At 63.2% G+C, this 22090-nt stretch carries 23 protein-coding genes; 14 read left to right on the forward strand and 9 right to left on the reverse strand.

Annotation, left to right across the window (positions count from 1 at the left end):
* Positions 1-2481: a DUF1631 family protein gene (locus PHS32_RS10875; RefSeq protein ID WP_301078977.1), complete on the forward strand. Its 2481-nt coding sequence runs from the start codon at positions 1-3 to the stop codon at positions 2479-2481.
* Positions 2482-2584: 103 nt separating this feature from the next.
* On the opposite strand, the gene dprA is transcribed toward PHS32_RS10875, so the two are convergent.
* Positions 2585-3793: a DNA-processing protein DprA gene (gene dprA, locus PHS32_RS10880; protein ID WP_301078978.1), complete on the reverse strand. Its 1209-nt coding sequence runs from the start codon at positions 3791-3793 to the stop codon at positions 2585-2587.
* 21 nt (positions 3794-3814) lie between these two features.
* Positions 3815-5050 carry a LysM domain-containing protein gene (locus tag PHS32_RS10885; protein ID WP_301078979.1) on the reverse strand — a complete coding sequence of 412 codons (1236 nt, stop codon included), beginning with the start codon at positions 5048-5050 and terminating at the stop codon, positions 3815-3817.
* 239 nt (positions 5051-5289) lie between these two features.
* Here PHS32_RS10885 and def point away from each other — a divergent pair, with 239 nt between their 5' ends.
* The 5 genes from def to PHS32_RS10910 all read left to right on the forward strand — a co-directional run bounded on the left by def (position 5290) and on the right by PHS32_RS10910 (position 9225).
* A complete protein-coding gene (gene def, locus PHS32_RS10890) occupies positions 5290-5799 on the forward strand; it encodes a peptide deformylase (protein WP_301078980.1) in 510 nt (169 codons plus the stop codon).
* Positions 5796-6788, forward strand: a complete 993-nt coding sequence (gene fmt, locus PHS32_RS10895) for a methionyl-tRNA formyltransferase (RefSeq protein ID WP_301078981.1) — start codon at positions 5796-5798, stop codon at positions 6786-6788. Before def ends, fmt begins: the two co-directional genes overlap by 4 nt.
* 14 nt (positions 6789-6802) lie before the next feature.
* A complete protein-coding gene (locus PHS32_RS10900; protein WP_301078982.1) occupies positions 6803-7534 on the forward strand; it encodes an AzlC family ABC transporter permease in 732 nt (243 codons plus the stop codon).
* 82 nt (positions 7535-7616) lie between these two features.
* Positions 7617-7967 carry an AzlD domain-containing protein gene (locus PHS32_RS10905; protein WP_301078983.1) on the forward strand — a complete coding sequence of 117 codons (351 nt, stop codon included), beginning with the start codon at positions 7617-7619 and terminating at the stop codon, positions 7965-7967.
* Positions 7968-8031: 64 nt separating this feature from the next.
* Positions 8032-9225, forward strand: a complete 1194-nt coding sequence (locus PHS32_RS10910) for a phosphoglycerate kinase (protein ID WP_301078984.1) — start codon at positions 8032-8034, stop codon at positions 9223-9225.
* Between the two features lie 36 nt (positions 9226-9261).
* Here the strand turns inward: PHS32_RS10910 and PHS32_RS10915 are convergent, their stop codons facing one another.
* Positions 9262-10461, reverse strand: a complete 1200-nt coding sequence (locus PHS32_RS10915) for a cation:proton antiporter (RefSeq protein ID WP_301078985.1) — start codon at positions 10459-10461, stop codon at positions 9262-9264.
* Positions 10462-10684: 223 nt separating this feature from the next.
* On the opposite strand from PHS32_RS10915, the gene pyk reads away from it, so the two are divergent.
* Positions 10685-12115, forward strand: coding sequence for a pyruvate kinase (gene pyk / locus PHS32_RS10920; RefSeq protein ID WP_301078986.1), 1431 nt, complete (start codon positions 10685-10687; stop codon positions 12113-12115).
* A gap of 116 nt (positions 12116-12231) precedes the next feature.
* Here the strand turns inward: pyk and PHS32_RS10925 are convergent, their stop codons facing one another.
* Positions 12232-13452, reverse strand: coding sequence for an adenylate/guanylate cyclase domain-containing protein (locus tag PHS32_RS10925; RefSeq protein ID WP_301078987.1), 1221 nt, complete (start codon positions 13450-13452; stop codon positions 12232-12234).
* A gap of 70 nt (positions 13453-13522) precedes the next feature.
* Positions 13523-13666, reverse strand: a complete 144-nt coding sequence (locus PHS32_RS10930; protein ID WP_301078988.1) for a hypothetical protein — start codon at positions 13664-13666, stop codon at positions 13523-13525.
* Between PHS32_RS10930 and fba the strand changes: the two genes are divergently transcribed.
* The 4 genes from fba to PHS32_RS10950 all read left to right on the forward strand — a co-directional run bounded on the left by fba (position 13665) and on the right by PHS32_RS10950 (position 16480).
* Entirely contained in the window at positions 13665-14729 is a 1065-nt protein-coding gene (fba, locus tag PHS32_RS10935) for a class II fructose-bisphosphate aldolase (RefSeq protein ID WP_301078989.1), read from the forward strand. The genes PHS32_RS10930 and fba overlap by 2 nt on opposite strands.
* Before the next feature lie 64 nt (positions 14730-14793).
* Positions 14794-15702, forward strand: a complete 909-nt coding sequence (locus PHS32_RS10940; RefSeq protein WP_301078990.1) for a phosphoribosylaminoimidazolesuccinocarboxamide synthase — start codon at positions 14794-14796, stop codon at positions 15700-15702.
* Positions 15703-15920: 218 nt separating this feature from the next.
* Positions 15921-16187: a CopG family transcriptional regulator gene (locus tag PHS32_RS10945; protein WP_301078991.1), complete on the forward strand. Its 267-nt coding sequence runs from the start codon at positions 15921-15923 to the stop codon at positions 16185-16187.
* Positions 16184-16480, forward strand: a complete 297-nt coding sequence (locus PHS32_RS10950; protein ID WP_301078992.1) for a type II toxin-antitoxin system RelE/ParE family toxin — start codon at positions 16184-16186, stop codon at positions 16478-16480. Before PHS32_RS10945 ends, PHS32_RS10950 begins: the two co-directional genes overlap by 4 nt.
* A 1-nt stretch (position 16481) precedes the next feature.
* On the opposite strand, the gene trxA is transcribed toward PHS32_RS10950, so the two are convergent.
* Positions 16482-17390, reverse strand: a complete 909-nt coding sequence (gene trxA, locus PHS32_RS10955) for a thioredoxin (protein WP_301078994.1) — start codon at positions 17388-17390, stop codon at positions 16482-16484.
* Between the two features lie 166 nt (positions 17391-17556).
* On the opposite strand from trxA, the gene purE reads away from it, so the two are divergent.
* The 3 genes from purE to PHS32_RS10970 are packed head-to-tail and all read left to right on the forward strand — an operon-like array spanning position 17557 to position 20278.
* Positions 17557-18048, forward strand: a complete 492-nt coding sequence (purE, locus tag PHS32_RS10960; RefSeq protein ID WP_301078995.1) for a 5-(carboxyamino)imidazole ribonucleotide mutase — start codon at positions 17557-17559, stop codon at positions 18046-18048.
* Positions 18045-19217 (forward strand): 5-(carboxyamino)imidazole ribonucleotide synthase, encoded by a 1173-nt coding sequence (locus tag PHS32_RS10965; protein WP_301078996.1) that lies wholly within the window; start codon positions 18045-18047, stop codon positions 19215-19217. The genes purE and PHS32_RS10965 overlap by 4 nt, the downstream gene beginning before the upstream one ends.
* Positions 19218-19231: 14 nt before the next feature.
* Complete coding sequence (locus tag PHS32_RS10970) at positions 19232-20278, forward strand: L-threonylcarbamoyladenylate synthase (protein WP_301078997.1); 1047 nt, start codon at positions 19232-19234, stop codon at positions 20276-20278.
* A gap of 6 nt (positions 20279-20284) precedes the next feature.
* Here the strand turns inward: PHS32_RS10970 and PHS32_RS10975 are convergent, their stop codons facing one another.
* From PHS32_RS10975 to PHS32_RS10985, 3 genes are read right to left on the reverse strand one after another with little or no spacing between them, the layout of a single operon-like run.
* Positions 20285-20710: a cytochrome C gene (locus PHS32_RS10975; RefSeq protein ID WP_301078998.1), complete on the reverse strand. Its 426-nt coding sequence runs from the start codon at positions 20708-20710 to the stop codon at positions 20285-20287.
* Between the two features lie 47 nt (positions 20711-20757).
* A complete protein-coding gene (locus PHS32_RS10980) occupies positions 20758-21417 on the reverse strand; it encodes a c-type cytochrome (protein WP_301078999.1) in 660 nt (219 codons plus the stop codon).
* A gap of 29 nt (positions 21418-21446) precedes the next feature.
* Positions 21447-22088 (reverse strand): c-type cytochrome, encoded by a 642-nt coding sequence (locus PHS32_RS10985; RefSeq protein ID WP_301079000.1) that lies wholly within the window; start codon positions 22086-22088, stop codon positions 21447-21449.
* Positions 22089-22090: the final 2 nt, after the last annotated feature.

Below are 22090 nucleotides of genomic sequence, written 5' to 3' on the forward strand. Positions count from 1 at the left end.
ATGGTCACTACCGCATCTGTTACGCAGCGCAGCCTGCTGTCGCAGGAAACGCGCAAGCGCTTTGTGACCGAGGTCGGGCGTGCCATGGTGGAACTCGGCAGCGCGGTGCAGGAGCGGCTCGGCACCTTGATGAACGAGGTTGCGCCGTCGCGTGAAATGCAAAGCCGGCGCGACGCCTGGACTTTGTACCAGCATAGCCAGACGGCTTGGGTGGAGGGTACCCTGAAGTCCTGGCAGGAGGCGTTGAAACCGGTGGCAAAACCGAAAAAGACGCCGGATGCTGCCTTTGCCTTTGAGTTGGTTGCCACCGATGTCGCGGAGAACAAGATCCTGGCCTCGCGCCTGGCCCTGGGTGTGATGGAAAAGGCGGCGGCCGAGGTCAATGACCTGCACTTGCGCATCCGGCATCTGGAAAACACGCAGGAGCTTGAAAACCAGGATATTCTGCGCCCCGAAATTCTGCTGCTCCCCATGGTCGAGCGCTGGGCCGGCGTCGGCTTGTCGCGCGAGGTGTGGCAGATGGTCAACGATTCGGCCGCCAAACTGCTGACCGAGCGTCTGCAACAGGCGTATGCCAATGGCAATGCGTTTTTGATCAAGCAAGGTGTGCTGCCCACCATTGAGCTGGCGGACCGCGTCACCCGCGTGCCGACCGCCACGGGGCGGCCGGTTCAGCCGGGAGCCAAAGCGCCGGCGGACGCCGTTCCCGCCGCGCCCACGGAAGCCGAAAAAAGGGGGGAGCCGCCGGGCTATGCCGGTGACGCCGGAGCGCGCTCCGCCCCGGGCCAGCCGATGCGGGGGCAGGAGTTTGCCGGGCGTCCGGGGGCGCCCGGTCAGCCGCGTTCCGGGGCGGCTTTTGGCGGACGCTTGGGATGGGATAACGGTGCCGCCACAGGGCAGCCAGACCAGCGCCCGGCCCAGCGCTACAGCTCCGACATGGCCAGCGCGGCCGAAGAAACCCGCATGATGACCGGCACCACGCCGCTGGCCCGGGCGCGCAGTCGCGCCATCGGCGTTGTCGGTCAGCTCAGGCGCTTGTTGGTGACTACGACGGGAACGAATTTCGAGACCACCGCGCACCAGGCGCCTTCGCCGGCGTTGGCGGCGGCCATCGCGGTGCCGCCGGCCGGACCGGCCGCGCCGGGGCCGGCCCATGCCGCGGTGGCGGAAGACTACAGCCAGGCCGGCGTGGCCCGGGTTTCGGCCGACTTGCGCCGCCGAACCACCGACCTCAAGAACAAAGCCGAAACCAAAAACGAAAAGGCGGTGATCGAAATTGTGGCGCTGATGTTTCAGGCTATTTTGCAGGAAGATCGGATACCGCCGGCGATCCGGGTCTGGTTTGCGCGCCTGCAAATGCCGGTGCTGCGCGTCGCCCTGATGGAACCGGATTTCTTTGGTACGCTGGATCATCCGGCGCGCCAGTTGATCGACCGCATGGGTTCTTGCGTCATGGGTTTCGATGCCAGCGGCATCAACGGCAGTGCGCTGGAGACTGAAATCAAACGGATAGTGCAGGTGATCGAGCAATACCCGGAGACCGGTAAACGGGTTTACCAACTGGTCTATGACGAGTTTCAGACCTTTCTGTCCCAATTTCTGACCGGTCGGGGTTCGACCCAGAAAGTGGTGGGTGTGGCGCAGCAGGTGGAGCTGAAGGAAACGCTGACGATCCAGTACACGATCGAAATGCGCAACATGCTCAAGGACATGCCGGTGCGCGAGTCGATTCGCCAGTTTCTGTTCAAGGTCTGGGCCGAGGTGCTGGCGGTGGCGGCGGTGCGCAAGGGTCCGCAGCACGCGGAGACCCTGGGCCTGAAAAAACTGGCGACCGATCTGATCTGGGCCGCCAGTGCCAAGCCCAATCGCAGCGATCGCACCCGCGTGATTCGGGACTTGCCGCTGATCCAGCAAAAACTGCGCGCCGGCATGACGCTGCTGGGCGTCACGCCGGCGGAGCAGGAGGCCCATATCAAAACCGTCAGCGACACCTTGGCCGATGCCTTCGTGTCCAAGACGCAGGCGATTCCGAACGAGCAGATCGCCGCCATGGCGGAACGCCTGACCCATCTGGAAGACTTTGTCACAGATGAGGGCATGGGCGATTTGCCGCTGGACGCTCAGGGTATCGAAATGATGCTGGGGCTTGACGCCTCGAATATTGATGTGGTGACCGATGGCGGCTCCAAGCCGACCGCGGCCATGCTGGCGTGGGCGCAGGAATTGCAGGTAGGGGCCTGGTTTACGCTGGACCATAACGGACGGGTGGCCCAGGTGCAGTTTGTCTGGCGCAGCGAGCGCAAGCATCTGAACCTGTTTGCTTCCAGCGATGGGCGCAGTTACCTGATACAGGCCAGGCGCCTGGCGGCCTACCTGCAGGCCGGTCTGCTGTTGCCGCAGGAACAGGAAACGCTGACCGTGCGCGCGACCCGTGACGCCTTGGGCAAGCTGAGCGCCAATCCTGAGCGTTTGCTCGGCTGAAACGCTACGCCGATCCTTTGATCGCTTGGGGACAGAGCTGAAGGTCTGTGCCGCAAGTCTTTAATCGGTTGAGGACAGAGCTAAAGGTCTGTCCCGCAAATTTCTAAGTGGGTGTCAGTCGCTGGAACAGTCCGCCGGGCAGGCGCGCCACCAGGCCGTCAAGTTCCAGTGCCATCAATTGGGCTTGCAGCTCCGCCGTCTCCAGGCTGGAACGGGCTTGCAGTGCTTCCAGTCCGACTGGATCAAAGCCGAGGACTTCCAGCAGCCTGTGTGCCGGGTCGGTTCGGTCCTGCGCCGCGCTGCCATCCGCCTTTAAATCATGGGTCATGGTCGGCGCGAACCGGATGTTCATCTCTTCGAGCACGTCCTGCGCCGATTCCACCAGCTTGGCACCTTGCTTGATCAGCGCGTGGCAGCCGCGCGCCTGGCTGGAGTGAATCGAACCGGGAATGGCAAAAACATCCTTGCCCTGCTCGGCCGTCAGCCGGGCGGTGATCAGCGAGCCCGACTGCACGGCCGCTTCCACCACCAAAGTGCCTTGTGCCAGACCGGCAATGAGGCGGTTGCGCTTCGGGAAATTGGCCGCCAATGGCGCTGTCCCCAGCGGGTACTCGCTGACCAGCAGCCCGTGTTGGGCAATCCGATGGGCCAGTGCAAGATGGCGTTTCGGATAGACCCGGTCCAGTCCGGTGCCGACCACGGCCACCGTCGCCAGCCGCACCGAGCCGGCTTCGACGCTCTCCAGGGCACCTTCATGGGCGGCGCCGTCCACCCCCAGGGCCAGGCCCGAAATCACGGTCAGACCGGCCTGTCCCAAGGCCTTGGCAAAATAGCGCGCGTTGGTCGCCCCCTGTGGGCTAGGGTTGCGACTGCCGACCACGGCAATGCTGTTGGCCAGGCTATTTGCTGGCAGATGGGTGGCAGGTGGCGTGCCGTTCTGGGTCGCCATCGAAGGGTCGCAGGAAAATTTTCCGGCACCCAGCAGGTACAGCAGCAGCGGTGGGTCCTCGATCGCCAAAAGCGAAGCCGGGTAGTCGGCGTCGCCCAACACCAGGATCCGGCGCTGGGCACTGCCCGGGCCGGACTGCTGCAGCCAGTTCCAGGTGGTCTCAAGCAGGGCGGCCAGTTCCGGCGGCTCGCTGCGCAATGCCGCCGCCAGTGGCGCACTGACGACCTGTCGCAGGGCCGTGGCCGACTGCTGGAACACTGCCTGCGGCAGCCCGAATGCCGCCAGCAATTTGCGCGCCGTCTGATTGCCGACGCCGGGTGTCAAGGTCAGGCGCAGCCAACTGCCCAGTTCAGCGTGCTCCATCGCCGGTTTTTGCGTCCGCTGTCAGCGCGGGTTGACCAGGCGGTCTCCCACCTTGACGCTGTCGGTGATTTCCAGCACCAAGCCGTAGGAGAGGCGCTCGAAGGTCCGGAACACCATCAGCAAGCCGTTGCGCTCATCCGGCAATTTCAATTCAGGTCGCGCTTCGTCAGTCTTGTCCAGCAGGCGGGCCCCGTCTTTCAGGATCGCCATGACATGCCCCCGCTGGACTCCGTCCCGGCTGCCACGATTGAGTACCACCACCTGGTTTTGTGCGGCATTGACGACCGCGTTGCCGTACACCGAAACGATGCGGGCTTCAAATTTCAGCGCTGCCGCATGCGGTACGTAACTCAGCAATTCGCGCTCGGATTCCGGCAGCAGCCGGTCACCCACGCGCATTTCCTCCTTGGCGGCAAGGATGTCAATGGTGGCCGGTACAAGGTCGGTGCGGAGCTGGCCGTCACTGTCGCTGGATTGCTGGGTCGACTCGCCGCGCACCAGCAAGGCCTTGCCAACGTACTGGGCCTCATAGCCCAGAACTTCACTGGTGAGCGGATCCTTCAGGGGCGTCGCATTGCGAAATACCCGGTACACCTTCTGTTTTTTGTCGGGTTCATCCTTCAGTACCGTGTTGCCCTGACCGCGCGCGTAGGCCCGGTCGCCACGGGTCAGCAAGACGCGGCCTTCCTGCGTCGCCACAATGCGCGCCGCCAACTGGAGCTCGTTCTCTTCGACGATCACCGGTTCAGACAAAAAAGGCTCGATCAAATGGTTTTTCAATGTCGGCAGCGCTGCATCGCCCAGGGTCTCGTAACGGGTGCGTGGCGACAGGCGCACGGTTGGCGGCAGCGCCGGCTCGTCGGTGGCCGACGCTGACGCCGTGGTGCGCAACAGGGCACGTCCGTTTTTCTTTTCCAGGTACAACTTTTGTCCCGGGTAGATCCGATGCGGATTCTTGATTTCGGCCAGGTTCATGCCCCACAGCTCGGGCCAGCGCCACGGGCTCTTGAGGAACAGACCAGCGATGCCCCACAGCGTGTTACCGCGCTCAATGGTGTAGCTGTCGGGTGCATTGGCGGCCAGCTCGCTCAGCGGCACACCGGCTTGCGCGACCTGCGTCGCTGTCGCCTTTTGTTCTGGTGTCACGGGAAAGTTCTGGGCCCAGATGGACGGCGCCGCCACCAGGGTGCTGCTCAGCACGGCGACGCTGAGCGCCTGGCGCGCCAGCCTGAATTCCGCTAGCGTCGTTTTTGTCATGTTTAGCTGCACTGGGTTGCCTTTTGAACTGTTCTGGAGGACGCGTTTCGGCCGTGCCAGGGCTCGAAAAATCTTGATAAATCAGGTGCGATTTTGCACTCAAGCCCTTGATAGGGCAACGCTTTTGGAGTTGAAGCGCTGCCGGACTCTTGAAAAGTGGCGAAAATAGCGACATTTCGAAACCCTGTCGGACAGACAATAGTTACACGCAGTAACAAGCGCTGTCCTGAACCGATTAAATGGCTTTACTTCCTCTTCTTTACTATCCCGACCCCAAACTGCACACGGTGGCCAAACCGGTGGCGGCGGTGGACGACCGCGTGCGCACGCTGATTGCCGACATGCTTGAAACCATGTACCAGGCCAAGGGCATTGGTCTGGCCGCCACGCAGGTCGATGTGCACCAGCGCTTGATTGTGATGGACGTTTCGGAAGAGCGCGATCAGCCGCTGGTGCTGATCAATCCGCAACTGGTCTGGACCAGCCCGGAGACCCATCTGAACGAAGAAGGTTGCCTGTCGGTGCCCGGCATCTATGACGGTGTCGAGCGCTTCGACGCGGTCAAGGTGAGCGCCCTGGACGGCGAGGGCAAGTCCCGCATCGTCGAAGCCGAGGATCTGCTGGCGGTGTGCATTCAGCACGAGATGGACCATTTGATGGGCAAAGTGTTCGTCGAATACCTGTCGCCGCTGAAACGCAACCGGATCAAGAAAAAGATGCTCAAGGCACAGCGTGAGGAGCAGCGGTGAGGCTGATTTTTGCCGGCACGCCCGAGTTTGCCCGTGTCGCGCTGGAGCAGTTGCACGCCGCCGGTCATGAGATTGCGCTGGTGTTGACACAGCCGGACCGGCCGGCCGGGCGCGGTCTGAAACTGCAGGCCTCCAGCGTCAAGCAATTCGCACTGCAGCACGCTCTGCCGATAGCGCAACCACGCAGCCTGCGGCTGGACGGCAAATACCCCGACGATGCGTTGGCGGCGCGCGTGGCGCTCCAGGCGGCGCACGCCGAGGCGATGGTGGTGGCCGCCTACGGCCTGATTCTGCCTCAGTGGGTGCTGGACATACCGGCGCGCGGCTGCTTCAATATTCACGCCTCGCTGCTGCCTCGCTGGCGCGGCGCGGCGCCGATTCACCGGGCCATCGAAGCGGGCGACCGCGAGACCGGTGTCACCATCATGCAAATGGACGCCGGGCTTGATACCGGCGCCATGCTGCTGGCGCACACGACCCCCATCATGGCCAGCGATAGCACCGGCAGCTTGCAGGAACGACTGGCGCTGCTGGGCGGGCGCTTGATGCTGCTGGCGCTGGAGCAGGCCGCTGCCGGCAAATTGAAGCCGCTGCCGCAAGCCTTGATGGGCGTCACGTACGCCCACAAAATTGAAAAACATGAAGCAGCCATCGACTGGGCGCAGCCGGCTGCCCGGATCGCGCAGCGGGTGCACGCCTTCAACCCGTTCCCTGGTGCCACGGCGACGCTGAACGGTGAAACCCTGAAGATCTGGATGGCGGCTCTGGTGCCGGGCGTGCCGCCGGCCGCAACAGAACCCGGCAGCGTGCTGCTGGTGGGACCGCAAGGCATCCTGGTGGCGGCCAAGGATTCGATGCTGGTGCTCACCGAACTGCAGCGTCCCGGTGCCAAGCGCATGCCAGTGGCCGATCTGCTGCATGGTTTCGATCTGCGTCCCGGCATGGTCTTTGAAACGCGCAGTGCACCGCCGGTGTCAGCCCGGACTTGAGCTGCCGGCGATCCGTGTTTTTCCTGCCCCGCAACTACCGGCACGCCGAATTTCGCCAGGGTCTGCTTGACTCGCTGGCGGTGGCGCCGGGCATCGCCGCCTGGGGTTTGATGACCGGTGTGGCGATGATGAAATCCGGCATGAGCAGCATCGAAGCGCTGCTCATGAGCGTGATCGTTTTTGCCGGCAGTTCGCAGCTGGCCGCGATTCCGCTGCTGACGGCAGGGGCTCCCATGTGGGTGATCCTGGCGACCGGCTTTTGTGTCAATCTGCGCTTTGTCGTGTTCAGTGCCCACTTGCGACCCTACCTCATGCACTTGCCGCGCTGGCAGCGATTGGTCTGCGGTTATCTGACGGCGGATTTGAGTTACGTGCTGTTCACCCAACGCTACCCCCATCACGGCGGTGACGGCGCGCAGCTGCAGGCCCAGCAGGCGTATCTGGCCGGCAACTGCGGCGTCAGCTGGTTGGGCTGGACCGGCAGCAGCGTGCTGGGGGTGGTGCTGGCCAATTTCATTCCGACAAACTGGGGTCTGGGTTTTGCTGGCATTCTGGCGCTGCTGGGTATCTTGTGCTCGCTGGCCGCAAGCCGCTTGCGACTGGTCGCGGTCGGGGTGGCGGGTGCGGCGGCAGTGGTCTCTTTTGCCTTGCCGTTCAAGCTCAATATCCTGGTCGCCATCGCGGCGGCGGTGGCCTGCTGCCTGCTGCTGGAGCAGACGCCCGCGGCCGGGCGGGAAGAAGCATGAGCGCCGCGCCGGGCCGCCCCAAGCAAGCTCGCGCCCCCTGGGGGGGCAGCGAGGACACGCAGTGCCGAGCGTGGGGGCAACCATGAGCGGCAGCACCGATCCCTGGACGCTGGTCACCATCATCGGTCTGGCCGCTGTGACGGTGTTGACGCGCTCTTTCTTTTTTATTTCCAGCAAGCCCTGGAAGTTGCCGCACTGGGCCCAGCGCGGTCTGCAATACGCGCCGATTGCCGCACTGGCCGCCGTCGTGGTGCCGGAAGTGGTGATGACGCAAGGCCACTTCATCGGCAGTTGGCAAGATGCCCGTCTGTTTGCCGTTGCCGCTGGCGCCCTCTGGTTTTTCTGGCGGCGCGGTGCCGGGCAAGCAGTACTGGGGACCATCCTCGCCGGCATGGCGGTGTATTTGCCCTTGCATTTGGGCCTGGGCTGGTAATTTGACGGCGCTGCGGGCTTCTACAATCCGGGCTGGTATTTTTCATTACTGACAGGGTAATTTCATGAACGTCATCCGCTTCTCCGACCTGTGCGCCCAGGGCCAGGTCACTGGCAAACGTGTATTCATACGGGCCGACCTCAACGTGCCGCAAGACGACGCCGGCCAGATCACGGAAGACACCCGGATTCGCGCCTCCCTGCCGTGTATCCGGATGGCGCTGGAGGCCGGTGCGGCGGTGATGGTGACCTCGCATCTGGGGCGTCCGACCGAAGGCCAGTTCAAGCCGGCTGACTCGCTGGCGCCGGTGGCCAAGCGGCTGGCGGAACTGTTGGACCGCGAGGTGCCGTTACGGTCCAATTGGGTCGATGGTGTCAGCGTGTTGCCGGGTCAGCTGGTGCTGCTGGAAAACTGCCGCCTCAACAAGGGTGAAAAGAAGAACAACGAAGAGCTGGCCAAAAAAATGGCCGCCTTGTGCGATATTTTTGTGCATGACGCGTTCGGCACGGCGCACCGTGCCGAAGCTTCCACCTACGGTATCGCGCAGTTCGCCAAGGTGGCCTGTGCCGGTCCGCTGCTGGCGGCCGAGATGGACGCCATCGGCAAAGCGCTGGCGAATCCGAAACGGCCGCTGGTCGCGATCGTGGCGGGTTCCAAGGTTTCGACCAAGCTGACCATCCTCAAGAGCCTGGCGGAGAAGGTGGACCAGCTGATTGTCGGTGGCGGCATCGCCAACACCTTCATGCTGGCGGCCGGGCTGAAGATCGGCAAGAGTCTGGCCGAACCGGATTTGCTGGCGGAAGCCAAAGCCGTGATCGAGGCCATGAAAGCCAGGGGCGCGGCGGTGCCGATTCCGACCGACGTGGTCACCGCCAAGACTTTCTCGGCCGAGGCGCCGGCCACTGTCAAGGCGGCCAGTGAGGTGGCCGATGACGACCTGATTCTGGACATCGGTCCGCAGACCGCGGCGGCGCTGGCCGCCCAACTGAAGCAGGCCGGCACCATCGTCTGGAACGGCCCGGTCGGGGTCTTCGAGTTCCCGGCCTTCGAGATGGGCACCAAGGTGATTGCGCAGGCGATTGCGCAGTCCAGCGCGTTTTCCATCGCCGGCGGTGGCGATACCTTGGCGGCCATTGCCAAGTACGGAATTGAAAAACAGATCAGTTACATCTCCACCGGCGGCGGGGCGTTTCTGGAGGTGCTGGAGGGCAAGACCTTGCCGGCCTTCGAGATCCTGGCGCGCCGCGCGGCTGGCTGACTGATCGGCGTCCCGGCACCGTCGGCACCAGGCCCACTACCGGTTCCTGAAAATAATCGATTGCAGCCGTTTCAGTTTGGGCGACACCACCGGCACCGTCAGCATGGTGCTGGCGATCGCCATCAGCAACAACGCGGTGAAGGTTTCGCTGCTGATGATGCGCTTGTCCAGCAGCACGTTGACGAAGATGATCATGATCAAGGCCTTGGTTTGCAGCAGCCAGCCGATCAGTGAGCCCTCGCCGGCTTCCCAGTGGAGGATTTTTCCGGCCAGATGGGTGCCCAGCAATTTCCCGCCAACCGAGGCCAGCAGCAGGACGCCGGCGGCGAGAAACACACTGGCGCCGCCCAGGTTCCAATTGGTGCGCAGGCCGGTGCTCAGGAAGAACACCGGCATTGCGATCAGCAGTACGTGGTGGCGCAAACTGTCCATCTGCTTCTGATCGAACCAGTGGCTGTCCAGCACGGCGCCGGCCAGGAAAGCGCCGACCATGAAGTGCAGGCCCGACCAGTCGGCGCCGAAGCCGCAAACGGCCAGCCAGATCAGCCCCACATACCAGCGGTCCCGTTCCGGCAGCCATTGCATGAGGCGGCGCAACAGGTAGGCCAAGACGGCAAAGGCCAGCAGAAATCCGAGCTGCCTGCCGATGCGTTCCCAATCCACCAGTATCACGGCCAGCACGGCCCAGATCGCGATGTCATCCAGGCTGGCATAGCGCAGGATGCGTTGGCCGATCGGCTGGCGCAGGATATCGAGCTTCTCCATCAGCAGGATCAGAATCGGCAGCGCGGTGACGGCGCAGGCCATGCCGACGCCCATGACAAATTGCCAGGTCATTGCTTTCGGACCGATCCAGCCCGGGTACGGCAACAGCGCCGCCGCGGCCAGGCAGCCCAGCAGCAGCGGTGTTCCCAGCGCCAGGCCGGCCGTGATGCCGCTTTCGCGGCGGTGTTCCCAGGCCTGCTGGAGATCGAGTTCGATGCCGGCGACCCAGACAAAAATCATCACCGCCCACCAGGCAATCCCGTTCAACAACTGGATCACTTGCGGATTGAAGACAAAGTTGTAGTAGTCGGGGAAGGCGGCGCCCAGCACACCGGGGCCCAGCAAGATGCCGGTGATGATCTGCACCACCACCAGGGGCGCGTAGTATTCCGTTCGCCCGACGCGCCAGATCAGGTACGGCAGCGTAAAAATGAGCGTCATCGCAATCAGGAATATTTCAGTGGAGCTCATCGAGATAGGTCTGGTGCCGGCCAGTGGAAGTGATTGGGAGTGCCGAAGTGTGCCATAGGCGTTGACCGTCCGGTGCTGGTGGGCCGTGGCCTGCCGGGCGGCCAAACCGGTGGTGCCGGGCACTCTGGTTTTGAAGGGTTGGGACGGTCGATGGTGCAAGCTGTTGCTGCCATGTAACCGCTTCCGTGTGAAAATGGAACGTTAACTACAAGGAGACCGCCTGATGCCCCGTCGTGCCACCAAAATTGTCGCCACCCTTGGCCCGGCCTGCAGCGACCCCGCGTTGCTGGAACAAATGATTCGCGCCGGCGTCAACGTGGTGCGTCTGAACTTCAGCCACGGCAAGGCGCAAGACCATATCGAGCGGGCTCGTCTGGTGCGTGAGGTGGCCCAGCGCGTGGGTCGCGAAGTGGCCATCATGGCGGATCTGCAAGGCCCCAAGATCCGGGTCGGCAAATTTGCCGAGGGCAAGATTTTTCTGACGCCGGGTCAGAAGTTCGTGCTGGATGCGGCGCGCACCGAGCTGGGCAACATCGATGCCGTGGGGCTGGACTACAAGGCCTTGCCGCGGGAAGTCAAGGCCGGCGATGTGCTGCTGCTCAACGATGGCCTGATCGTGATCACGGTCGACGCGGTGCTGGGCGATGCGGTTCACACCACGGTCAAGCTGGGCGGCGAATTGTCCAACAACAAGGGCATCAACAAACAGGGCGGCGGGCTGACGGCGCCGGCGCTCACCGCCAAGGACATGGACGACATCCGCACCGCCATGAGTTTCCAGGCCGATTACGTGGCAGTGAGTTTTCCGAAGAACGCCACCGACATGGAAATGGCGCGCCAACTGTGCAACGTGGCGGCCGAAGACGGACCCAAACCGGGCTTGATCGCCAAGATCGAGCGCGCCGAGGCGATTCCCAAGCTGGAAGAGATTTTGCTGGCCAGCGACGGCATCATGGTGGCGCGTGGCGACCTGGCGGTGGAGGTCGGCAATGCGGCCGTGCCGGCCCTGCAAAAACGCATGATCAAGCTGGCGCGCGAGCACGACAAGGTGGTGATTACCGCGACCCAGATGATGGAGTCCATGATCACCAACCCGGTGCCGACCCGGGCCGAGGTCAGCGACGTGGCCAACGCGGTGCTGGACGGCACCGACGCGGTGATGCTGTCGGCCGAGACAGCGGCCGGGAAATACCCCTTGGAAACAGTGGTCGAGATGGCCAAGATCTGCCACGCCGCCGAAGGTGGCGAGGATTTCAAACTGGAAGCCGATTTCACCGGCAAGACGTTCCAGCGCATCGACCAGTCGATCGCCATGGGAGCCTTGTTTACCGCCCACCACCTGGGTGCCAAGGCGATCGTGGCCATGACCGACAGCGGCTCCACCGCGCTGTGGATGAGCCGGCATCTGATTCAGGTGCCGATCTACGCCATCACCTCCAAGGTGGCGACGCAACGCCGGATGGCGCTGTACCGCAACGTGCGTCCGCTCTTCATAGACACCAGCACCGATCGCGACACGGCCCTGGCGGAGGCCGAGAACCATCTGAAAAGCCGTGGCATTGTGCAAAAAGGCGATGTCTATGCCATCACCTGCGGCGAACCCATGGGGGCACCGGGCGGTACCAATATGCTCAAGATTTGCCGGGTTTCCTGAAGTCTTGCGGGACAGACCGCAGTTACACGAAGTGAACAAGCTCTGTCCCCAACTGATACCTGGATGTCGGAAGTCCATCTTGCGGGACAGACCGCAGCCGCGGTCTCCCCAACCGATCAAACCGGATAACTGGCCGCCAGCACCGGCTGATTCTTTCCCTTGACGCGCAGGCTGATCTGCTCGCTGGCGGTCTCTGTCCAGCGGTCGACCGGACCCACCAGCAACTGACCGCCCCGAGCCTGGTCGCAGAGCCGTTTGGCGGTATTCACGGTGTCTCCGATGACGTCGTGGACTTGTGCTGATTCGGTGCCGAAAAAACCTTCCACCACCGGCCCCAGCCACAGCCCGGCGCCGGCCGACAATTGCAGTGGTTGTACCGCTGCCATGGCGGCGCGCAAGGCGTTCTGCATGATCGGCAGGGCTTGCTGGTCGGCGCGCAGCACCAGCAGCACTTCGTCACCGCTCAGCTTGGACTTGATCACCTCGGTGCCGCAGGATTCCAATACGGCGGCATAAAAACGGTTCAGCATGGCGATCACTTCTTCCGGCTGGTGCACCTCGCTCCAGGCGGTGAAGCCGCGCACATCGATGAAACCGACGGCACGTTCCACCCGGCTGGTGGCATGGGTGCCGCTGTCGCGCAGGACTTCCTCCACGACCTGACTGCCAAAGCCCCAGCGCGACAAGGTCTTGAGTTGATGGAGTAGATCGGCGATGACTGTTTTCTGGCGTCGGTTGACCAGTGCCAGTGAGGCCCATCCGCCGATTTGGGTGATCGCCAGGGCCAGCAAAAAGGCGTGAGGCGCTGAACTGAAGAAGCTGGAAATTCCCTCGAACCAGGGTTTCCCCTTGAGGTCCAGTGCGATATAGAAAAAAAGTGGACCCAGTCCCTGTGCCGCGCGGGACAGGAAGATGCCAGTCACGGCATGGTGGGGCTTGTGGTTACGTGTCTCCAGTGCCGCCCCCCAGGCGTAAATCAGCATCAGGATGATGAAAGTGAGGTGTTTGGGCTTGGTAAAAAACGAGCCGCCTTCGATCAGTGATTCGGCCAGAGCATAAAAAATCAGGCCCACCAGCCGGCTCCACCAGGGCAGCGCCAGTTCCTTGTAGCGGCGCCGTGCCAGCCAGGCGCTTTGCCCCAATGCCGTCACGATCAGCACATAGACGTCCGGTTTGCTGAACATGGCACCCCATTCCCAAACCGCCTCCAGCAGCAACAGCAGCAGCGCCAGTTGACCGACGCCTTCAAACAGTTCGGTCACGAACATGCCCAGGAAGGAGCCTTGCGAGGTGGTTTTTACCTGCTGATCAAGGGAGTCGGTCTTTTCCGTGTCCATGGTTGGCGCTGCGTCGAAACGTGTCTAACGACTCTTCTTGGCGCGATGCGGGTCGGCTGGCGCCGACGCGTCAGGGCTGGTAAACAGGGCGAATCTTGCGGGCATGATGGAACCGGTTCGGGACGATCCCCGGATTGTGCTCCCAGCGCTGGGCCTTGTCGTTAAAATTCAAGCCAGTTGCAGACCGTTTACCACTTACAAAGGATTTCATCATGGCTCTCGTTTCCATGCGCGAACTGCTCGATCACGCAGCCCTCAACGGCTACGGTATCCCGGCTTTCAACGTCAATAACCTGGAACAGGTGCAGGCCGTCATGGCGGCGGCCGACGAGGTTGGCGCGCCGGTCATTCTGCAGGCCAGCGCGGGAGCCCGCAAATATGCTGGCGAGGCTTTCATCAAACACCTGATCCTGGCGGCCATCGAGGCCTACCCCCACATTCCGCTGGTCATGCACCAGGACCATGGCCAAAGCCCGGATGTCTGCCAGGGCGCCATCAACCTGGGTTTCAGCTCGGTCATGATGGATGGCTCCTTGATGTCTGACGGCAAGACCATCTCCAGTTTTGAATACAACACGGAAGTCACGCGCAAAGTGGTGGCTATGGCCCACGCCGTGGGCGTCACGGTAGAGGGCGAACTGGGCTGTCTGGGTTCGCTCGAAACCATGAAGGGCGACAAGGAGGACGGCCACGGCACCGAAGCCACGATGACGCGCGACCAGCTGCTGACCGACCCCGAGCAGGCGGCCGATTTCGTCAAGCGGACCCAGCTCGACGCCTTGGCCATTGCCATCGGTACCAGCCACGGTGCTTACAAGTTCACGCGCAAGCCCACTGGCGACATTCTGGCCATCGAGCGCGTCAAGGAAATCAACCGCCGCATTCCCAATACCCATCTGGTGATGCACGGCTCCAGCAGCGTGCCGCAGGAGTTGCTGGCCATCATTCGGGAGTTCGGTGGCAACATGAAGGAAACTTACGGCGTGCCGGTGGAGGAAATTCAGAAAGCCATCAAGTTTGGCGTGCGCAAGATCAACATCGACACCGATATCCGCCTGGCCATGACCGGCGCGGTGCGCAAATACATGGTGCAAAACCCGGAAAAATTTGACGCTCGCGACTGGCTCAAGCCGGCCCGTGAAGCGGCCAAGCAGATTTGCAAGCAGCGCTATCTCGAGTTCGGCTGCGAGGGCCAGGCCGGCAAGATCAAGGGTAACAGCCTGTCGGTGGTGGCCGGACAATACGCGCGCGGCGAGTTGGCGCAAGTGGTGCAGTGAAGCCGATAATGGCACTGCCACCGATCCCTTGTTGCCTACTTTTCCACCGTCTGATTGCACTGCCATGACTGCTGCCCTGCACACTTCCATGCTCACCTCGCTGCCGCTGCTGGCGCGCGGCAAGGTGCGCGACAACTACGCCGTTGGTGACGATCGCATCCTGATGGTTGCCAGCGACCGCTTGAGCGCCTTTGACGTGATCATGGGCGAGCCGATCCCCGGCAAAGGCGCGCTGCTGACGCAGATGGCGCTGTTCTGGTTCGACCAGCTGGGACCCAAGGGCTTGAACATCTGCCCCATTCACCTCACCGGCGAAGCGCCCGAGAGCGTGGTGACGCCGGCCGAGGTGCCGCAAGTGGTGGGCCGCTCGATGCTGGTCAAGCGCCTGAAACCGCTGCCGGTGGAAGCCGTGGTGCGCGGTTATCTGGCCGGCAGCGGCTGGAAGGAATACCAGGCCAATCAGACCGTGTGCGGCGTCAAGTTGCCGGCCGGTTTGAAGAATGCGTCGAAACTGCCGGAGCCGATCTACACGCCGGCCGGCAAGGCGGCAGCCGGCGACCATGACGAGAACATCACGTTCGAGCAGACCGCCCTGCGCATCGGCCTCGACCTGGCCACGCGCATGCGCGACATCAGCATTGCGCTGTACAAAGCCGCCAGTGCGATCGCCGCAAAGAAGGGCATCATCATTGCCGACACCAAGTTCGAGTTCGGTCTGGACGCCGACGGCACACTGACCCTGATGGACGAGGTGCTGACGCCCGACTCCTCACGTTTCTGGCCGGCCGAGAGCTACCAGGAAGGCATCAATCCGCCCAGTTACGACAAGCAGTTTGTGCGGGATTGGCTGGAGCAGGTTCAGGTCGATGGCAAGCCCTGGAGCAAGACCCCGCCGGCACCCCGCGTGCCCAATGAAGTGATTGCCAGGACAGCGGCCAAGTACCAGGAAGCGATGACGCGCTTGCTGGCTTAATGCCTGACTGTCATTGCGGGCCTCAGATGTGTCATTGCGGGCCACGACCCGCAATCCAGTGCACGCCTACCATCGAGTTCCGGATCAAGTCCGGAACGACAAGCAGCAAGACCGTTCCGTAGGATATTGCGCCTTGCGGTCTTGCCGCCATCCATGTGCGAAGGCCTTGAAATTTGCGTCTGTATGTGTCACACTTGTACCACATTAGGAGTGTCGCCGTGTCCACCACCACTTTACGCATAGAAGAGTCCTTGCGAGAACGCATCGTCAGCTTGGCTGGCGCCTTGAACCAGACGCCGCACAGCTTTATGGTCGAGGCGCTGGCGCAAAAGGCGGACGAAGCCGAGTGGCTGCTTGGTGTGCAGCGCGAGGCACAGCAACGCGACGCGGCTTTGCAGGCCGGTGAGACTGGGGTGGAGTGGCACGAGATGAAAACTTACCTGCGTTCACGCGTTGCTGATGCTGCCAGGGCCAGGAAAGCGTGAGCCGGATTATTCTGTCGCCTGCACTCAGGGGCGATTTTGACCGGATATTTGATTTTCTCTTTGAGCGCGCACCGGAGTCCGCGGCAGCGCGAATCGAGGCCATCGTGGAGGCCCTGGATATTCTTGAAACCAGCCCTTTGATCGGGCGACCGGCGGCGTTTGGCCTGCGCGAGCTGATCATCTCCACCGGGGCCAGCGGCTACCTGGCGCTGTACCGCTACGACCCCGCACAAGACACGGCGTTTGTGCTGGCGCTGCGCAGCCAGCGCGAGCGCAACTACAAAAGCTCTTGATTCAACTCAGCACCACGCTGCTCAAGCGCCGCCGGTAGGTTGCAACGACCGGATCGACCGGCGGAATCTGGCCATCGGCGACCTTAACCTTGGGCGGTTCGATGATGTCCAGGATGGCGATGTAAGTCTTGCGCGCCAGCTCGTCGGACCAGCTCTTGTCGCGCATCAGGATTTCCAGCAACTCGTCCATGGCGGCGCTCCACTGCTGCGCTGCCATCAAGGTCTGGGCCTTGCCGAAGCGGGCGTCGAAGTCGCGCTTGTTGGCGGCAATCCTGGCGTCGAAGGCGGCTGTGGCCGCGCTCTGCTCGCTGCCAGTGGCGGCAAAATCGATGGCGTTGATCCAGCGTTGCAGCGAGTCAAAACGCCGCACCAGCGAGGTCTGGGCGATGACCGGCGCGAAGGCCACCTTGGCGTCATCGGTTTGCCCGCGTTGCAACAACAGCTTGACGTAATCGAAGCGGGCGTCCTCGTCGTCCGGTTTTTTCAACACCGCCTGCTGCCGCGCCTCCAGGACCGCCTGCGGATCGTTGGCGTCGGGCGCGTCGCCGACTTCGACGCTGGTGACCTCGGCTTCCAGCACCTCGCCCTCGGGCAAGTGCTTGTCCAGGAAGGCCTTGATCTCGCCTTCGGGCAGCGCGCCCATGAAGCCGTCCACCGGTTTGCCCTGGAACAGCAGGACGCAGGTGGGGATGCTGCGAATGCCGAAGGCCTGGCTCAGCTCCTGTTCCTGGTCGGAGTCGATCTTGACCAGTTTGAAGCGGCCGCCATAGGCGGTCTCGATTCTTTCCAGCAGCGGACCGATCACCTTGCAGGGACCGCACCAGGGTGCCCAGAAGTCGACCAGCACCGGGGTTTGCATCGAGGCGGCAATCACCTCGGCATCAAAATTTTCAACCGTAACATTTATCATTTGGGTCAGTTCGGGGTAGTTAAGTAAAATTCAACCTTATTAACTTGCGGGACAGATCGCAGGCAGTTAAGCGTAGCGTACTGGCAAGCTCTGTCCTCAACACTTTAAGCTGCGGGACAGGCCGCCGGTGACGTCTGGCGCACCGGCAAGCTTTGTCCTCAACACCATGAAAATTCAAATCGGCGTCGTCATGGGTTCCAGTTCCGACTGGGACACCATGCAACACGCAATCCACATTCTCCAACAGTTTGGCGTTGCGCATGAAGCGCGCGTGGTTTCGGCGCACCGCATGCCTGACGATATGTTTGCTTATGCCGAGGCTGCTGTCGGTCGCGGCCTCAAAGCCATCATCGCCGGCGCCGGCGGCGCGGCACACCTGCCGGGCATGTTGGCGGCCAAGACCACGCTGCCGGTGCTGGGCGTGCCGGTGCCCAGCCGGCATCTGTCGGGCGTCGATTCACTGCACAGCATTGTGCAAATGCCCAAGGGCGTGCCAGTGGCCACTTTTGCCATCGGCGCTGCCGGTGCCGCCAATGCCGCCCTGTTTGCCGTGGCCATGCTGGCCAACAACGACCCCACCCTGCGCGCCAAGCTGGAAGCCTTCCGTGCCGAGCAAACCGAAGTCGCCCGCGGCATGACGCTGCCGCCGGTGCTATGAGCAGTCCAGTGCTTCTACCTGGCGGGGTGACCAGCGGGCAACAGACTACGCTGGGCGTCATGGGGGGCGGCCAACTGGGCCGCATGTTTGTGCAGGCGGCGCAGGCCATGGGTTACTTCACAGCGGTGCTGGACCCCGATCCGGCCAGCCCGGCCGGGCTGGTCAGCCACTACCACATCCAGACCGCTTACCTCGACCAGCAGGGCCTGGCGCAACTGATGCAACGCTGCGCCGCGATCACCACCGAGTTTGAAAACGTACCGGCGCCAGCGCTGTTGACACTGGGCTCGGCCCGGTCCGTGGCGCCAGCGGCCGACGCGGTGGCCATTGCGCAGGACCGGGCTCGCGAGAAAGCGCATTTTGTCCGTTGCGGCGTGCCCTGCGCGCCTTATGCTGTGATAGCGACGGCGGCGCAACTGGCGGCCGTGCCCGATGATTTGCTGCCCGGCATCCTGAAAACAGCGCGTCTGGGTTACGACGGCAAGGGCCAGCTGCGCGTCACGACCCGCGCCGAGCTCGCCAGCGCCTGGGACTCTCTCAAGGGCGTACCCTGCGTGCTGGAAAAAATGCTGGCGCTCAAGGCCGAGTGCTCGGTGATTGTGGCGCGTGGCCGCGACGGCTGCATGGTCAACCTGCCGCTGCAACTCAATCTGCACCGCGACGGCATTCTGGCGGTGACTTCGGTCTATGAAGGAAATTTGCCTACGGCCCTGGTCGCGCAAGCGGTGGCGGCGGCCAGAGCGATCGCCGAGGAACTGCACTACGTGGGTGTGTTGTGCGTTGAATTCTTTGTTTTGCAGGACGACAGCTTGATCGTCAACGAGATGGCGCCGCGCCCGCACAACAGCGGGCATTACTCGCTGGATGCCTGCGACCTGTCGCAGTTCGACTTGCAGGTGCGTACGCTGGCCGGCCTGCCGCTGGTGCAGCCGCGTCAGCACAGTCCGGCCATCATGCTCAACCTGCTGGGCGATTTGTGGATCGATCAGTCCACTCCGCCCTGGGACCGGCTGTTGGCGCTGCCCGGTGCCCATCTGCACTTGTACGGCAAGCTCAAAGCCAGCAAGGGACGCAAGATGGGGCATCTGACCCTCACCGGCGCGACACCGGAGCAGGTCCGCGCCAGCGCGCTGGCGGCGGCCAGCATACTGGGTATCGAGGCCTTCTGAGTGTCGCAGCCAGCATGATTCTGGACGGTTCTGCCAGCGCAGCCATAGCCACCGCGGCCCAGGCGATCAGGGCCGGGGAGCTGTTGGGGCTGCCGACCGAGACGGTTTACGGCTTGGCCGCCGACGCTGAAAATGACGCCGCGGTGGCGAAAATTTTCAGTGCCAAGGGGCGACCCAGCGAACACCCGCTGATCGTGCACGTGGCCGACGCCGCCAGCGTGTCGCATTTTGCGGCGAGCGTGCCCGACTTTGCGCGCCAGCTGATGCGGGCCTTCTGGCCCGGGCCGCTGACCCTGATTCTACCGCGCCGCGCCGGCGTTGCCGCGGCCGCCGCTGGTGGCCAAAACACCATCGGGCTGCGCTGTCCGTCGCACCCAGTGGCACAGGCGCTGCTGAGAGCCTGCCGCGAGCCGGCTGCCGGCCCGACCGGCGGGCAACACCCGGTTTGGGGTCTGGCCGCTCCCAGTGCCAACCAGTTCGGTCGCGTCAGTCCGACCACCGCACAGCACGTGCAAAGCGAATTTGGCGCCGATCTGCTGATTCTCGATGGCGGTGCCTGTACTGTGGGCATCGAGTCCACCATCATCGACTGCACGCGCGGTGTGCCGGTGCTGCTGCGCCCCGGCGCGGTGACGCGCGAGCAGGCGCAGGCGCGCTGCGGCCAACGGGTGTTCTCCGAAGAGGAACTGGCGGTGGCGGCGGCCGCACCGCGTGTCTCCGGCTCGCTGGCATCGCACTATGCACCGCATGCCAAAGTGCGCCTGATGGACGCCCCGGCTTTGCAGACGGCACTGGATTTGCTGGGTCCGCAGGTCGCTGCCAGGGCCGCCGGCGCCGCTCCTCTGATCGCGGCTTATGCGCGCACCTTTCTGAAAACCCGTTCCAGCCAGGTGCTGCTCAAACGCATGCCCGACGATGCCGGCGCCACCGCGCAGCAGTTGTTTGCGGTGCTGCGCGAATTTGACAATCAGGGCGTGCAACTGATCTGGATCGAGACGCCGCCCGATGCCCCGGCCTGGGACGGCGTGCGGGACAGACTGCAACGCGCCGCGGCGCAATAAAGCTGCTCAGTCTTTCGTCTGCCCCTGCCTGGCGTCTTTGTGGCAGGCAGCGCAGTCGCTCAGCGTCTTGAGCTGGCCTTTTTGCCACAGCCGGATGGCACCGCGGTGCCGGTTCACAAAACGGTCGCTGTGCGTGATGCGGGGCAGTTCCGGCGACCGAGCGGTGCTCTGGCGCTCAGGGCCGGCGTTGCGTTGCAGGTAATCCGAAATTTCCTGTTGTCTGCCGCTCTCCGGGCTGGCATCGGCGCCAAAATGCCAGTCAAGGCGCGCCATGATCTGGCGCCAGTCGCTGGCCGACAACAGTGCCGGCGGGAACGCCAGGTGACAACTGCCGCATTCGGCACGCCAGGCCGCGTTTTCTTCATGGGGAGTCCAGACTTGCTCGCGCGCCAAGGCGGCACCGCACCATGAGAGCGCCAGCAGGATCGCCATCCGCGCGGCTGTCCGACGGCCGAATCCGCCGGGAAGGCGCTGGCCGGTCACTGCTTCTTCGGTGGCGCGAAGGCGGCCATGTAGTCGGCTACCGCTTCCAGCTCGCCCGAGCTGTAGGGTTTGATGACCCTGACCATGTCGGGATTGGCGTTGCGCCGGTCACCGTCGCGGATGAGTTGCACTTCCCGCAGCAGATAGCGGTAATGCTGGGCCGCCACCATCGGGTAGAACTTGGCCGCATCGCCTTCACCCTGGCCGCCATGGCAGCCGGCGCAGTCCCGCTCGTAGAGCTGCTTGCCCTTGGCCAGGCCCAGGCCTGGTCCCTTGCCGTTTTCCGCCGCGATCGGCAAGCCCTGCAGATAGACCGCGATATCGGCGATCTCGAACGGCGTCAGCACGTGATCGTCAATGAAGGGCTCCATCTTCGGGTTGCTGCGCCGGCCCGAGCGGATATCGGCCATCTGCTTCATCAGCACGGTGGCATGTTGACCGGAGAGTCGCGGATAGGCGCCGCTGACACGGCCCGACCCATCCTTGCGGTGGCAACCCTGGCAGGGTTCGAACGCAGCCGCGCCGCGCGCCATGTCGGCGTTGGCTTGCAAGGCGGTCTTGAGTTCGCCCTTGATCTCGTTCCAGGCCGGCACCTGGGCCGTGGCGCCGGCACACACTAGCGCTGCCAGCATCAGCATTGTCAGAAATTTTTTCATGGACTTCTTTTTCCTGTCTTGTCTTGCGGCTATTTGCTGTCGAGGTCGGCCAGGTAGGCGGCGACCGAGTCTATTTCTTCCTCGCTCATGCGTTTGGCGACCACCCGCATGAAGCGGCTGACGTCGTTGGAGCGCTCGCCGCTGGCGAAGTTTTTCAACTGCTGCGTCAAATACTGAACGTGCTGCCCGCTGATGCGCGGATAAACCAGATGGCCGGCGCCTTGCGGCTGATGGCAGCCGACGCAGGCCGGCACACCGGTCTCTTCGTTGCCTTCGAAATACACCATCTTGCCGAAGCTGGCCGCCTTCTTGTCGCCGGCTTCGCCCGGCTTGACCTTCTGGCCGCTGTAAAAGCTGGCCAGCGAGACAAAATCTTCCGGCTTCAAGGCCGCCACCACCGGCGCCATGATGTCGCTCTTGCGCCGGCCGTTCTGAAAGTCGCGCAACTGCTTGATGATGTAGCTCTCCGGCAGGCCGGCGATCTTGGGGAACATCGGGATCGCACTGTTGCCGTCCTCGCCGTGGCAGGCCACGCAGACCGTGGCGGCGATGGTCTTGGCATCCTGGGCGCAGGCCAGGCCGGCCAGGCCGCAGCCCAGTGTCAGCAGGGCGGTGATGGCGCGAGCCCGGTAGCCGGTGCGGAATTTTGGCTGCTTGTCTTGGTGAATCATTT

The organism is Rhodoferax sp., assembly GCF_028714215.1.
Taxonomy (GTDB): Bacteria; Pseudomonadota; Gammaproteobacteria; order Burkholderiales; family Burkholderiaceae_C; genus Rhodoferax.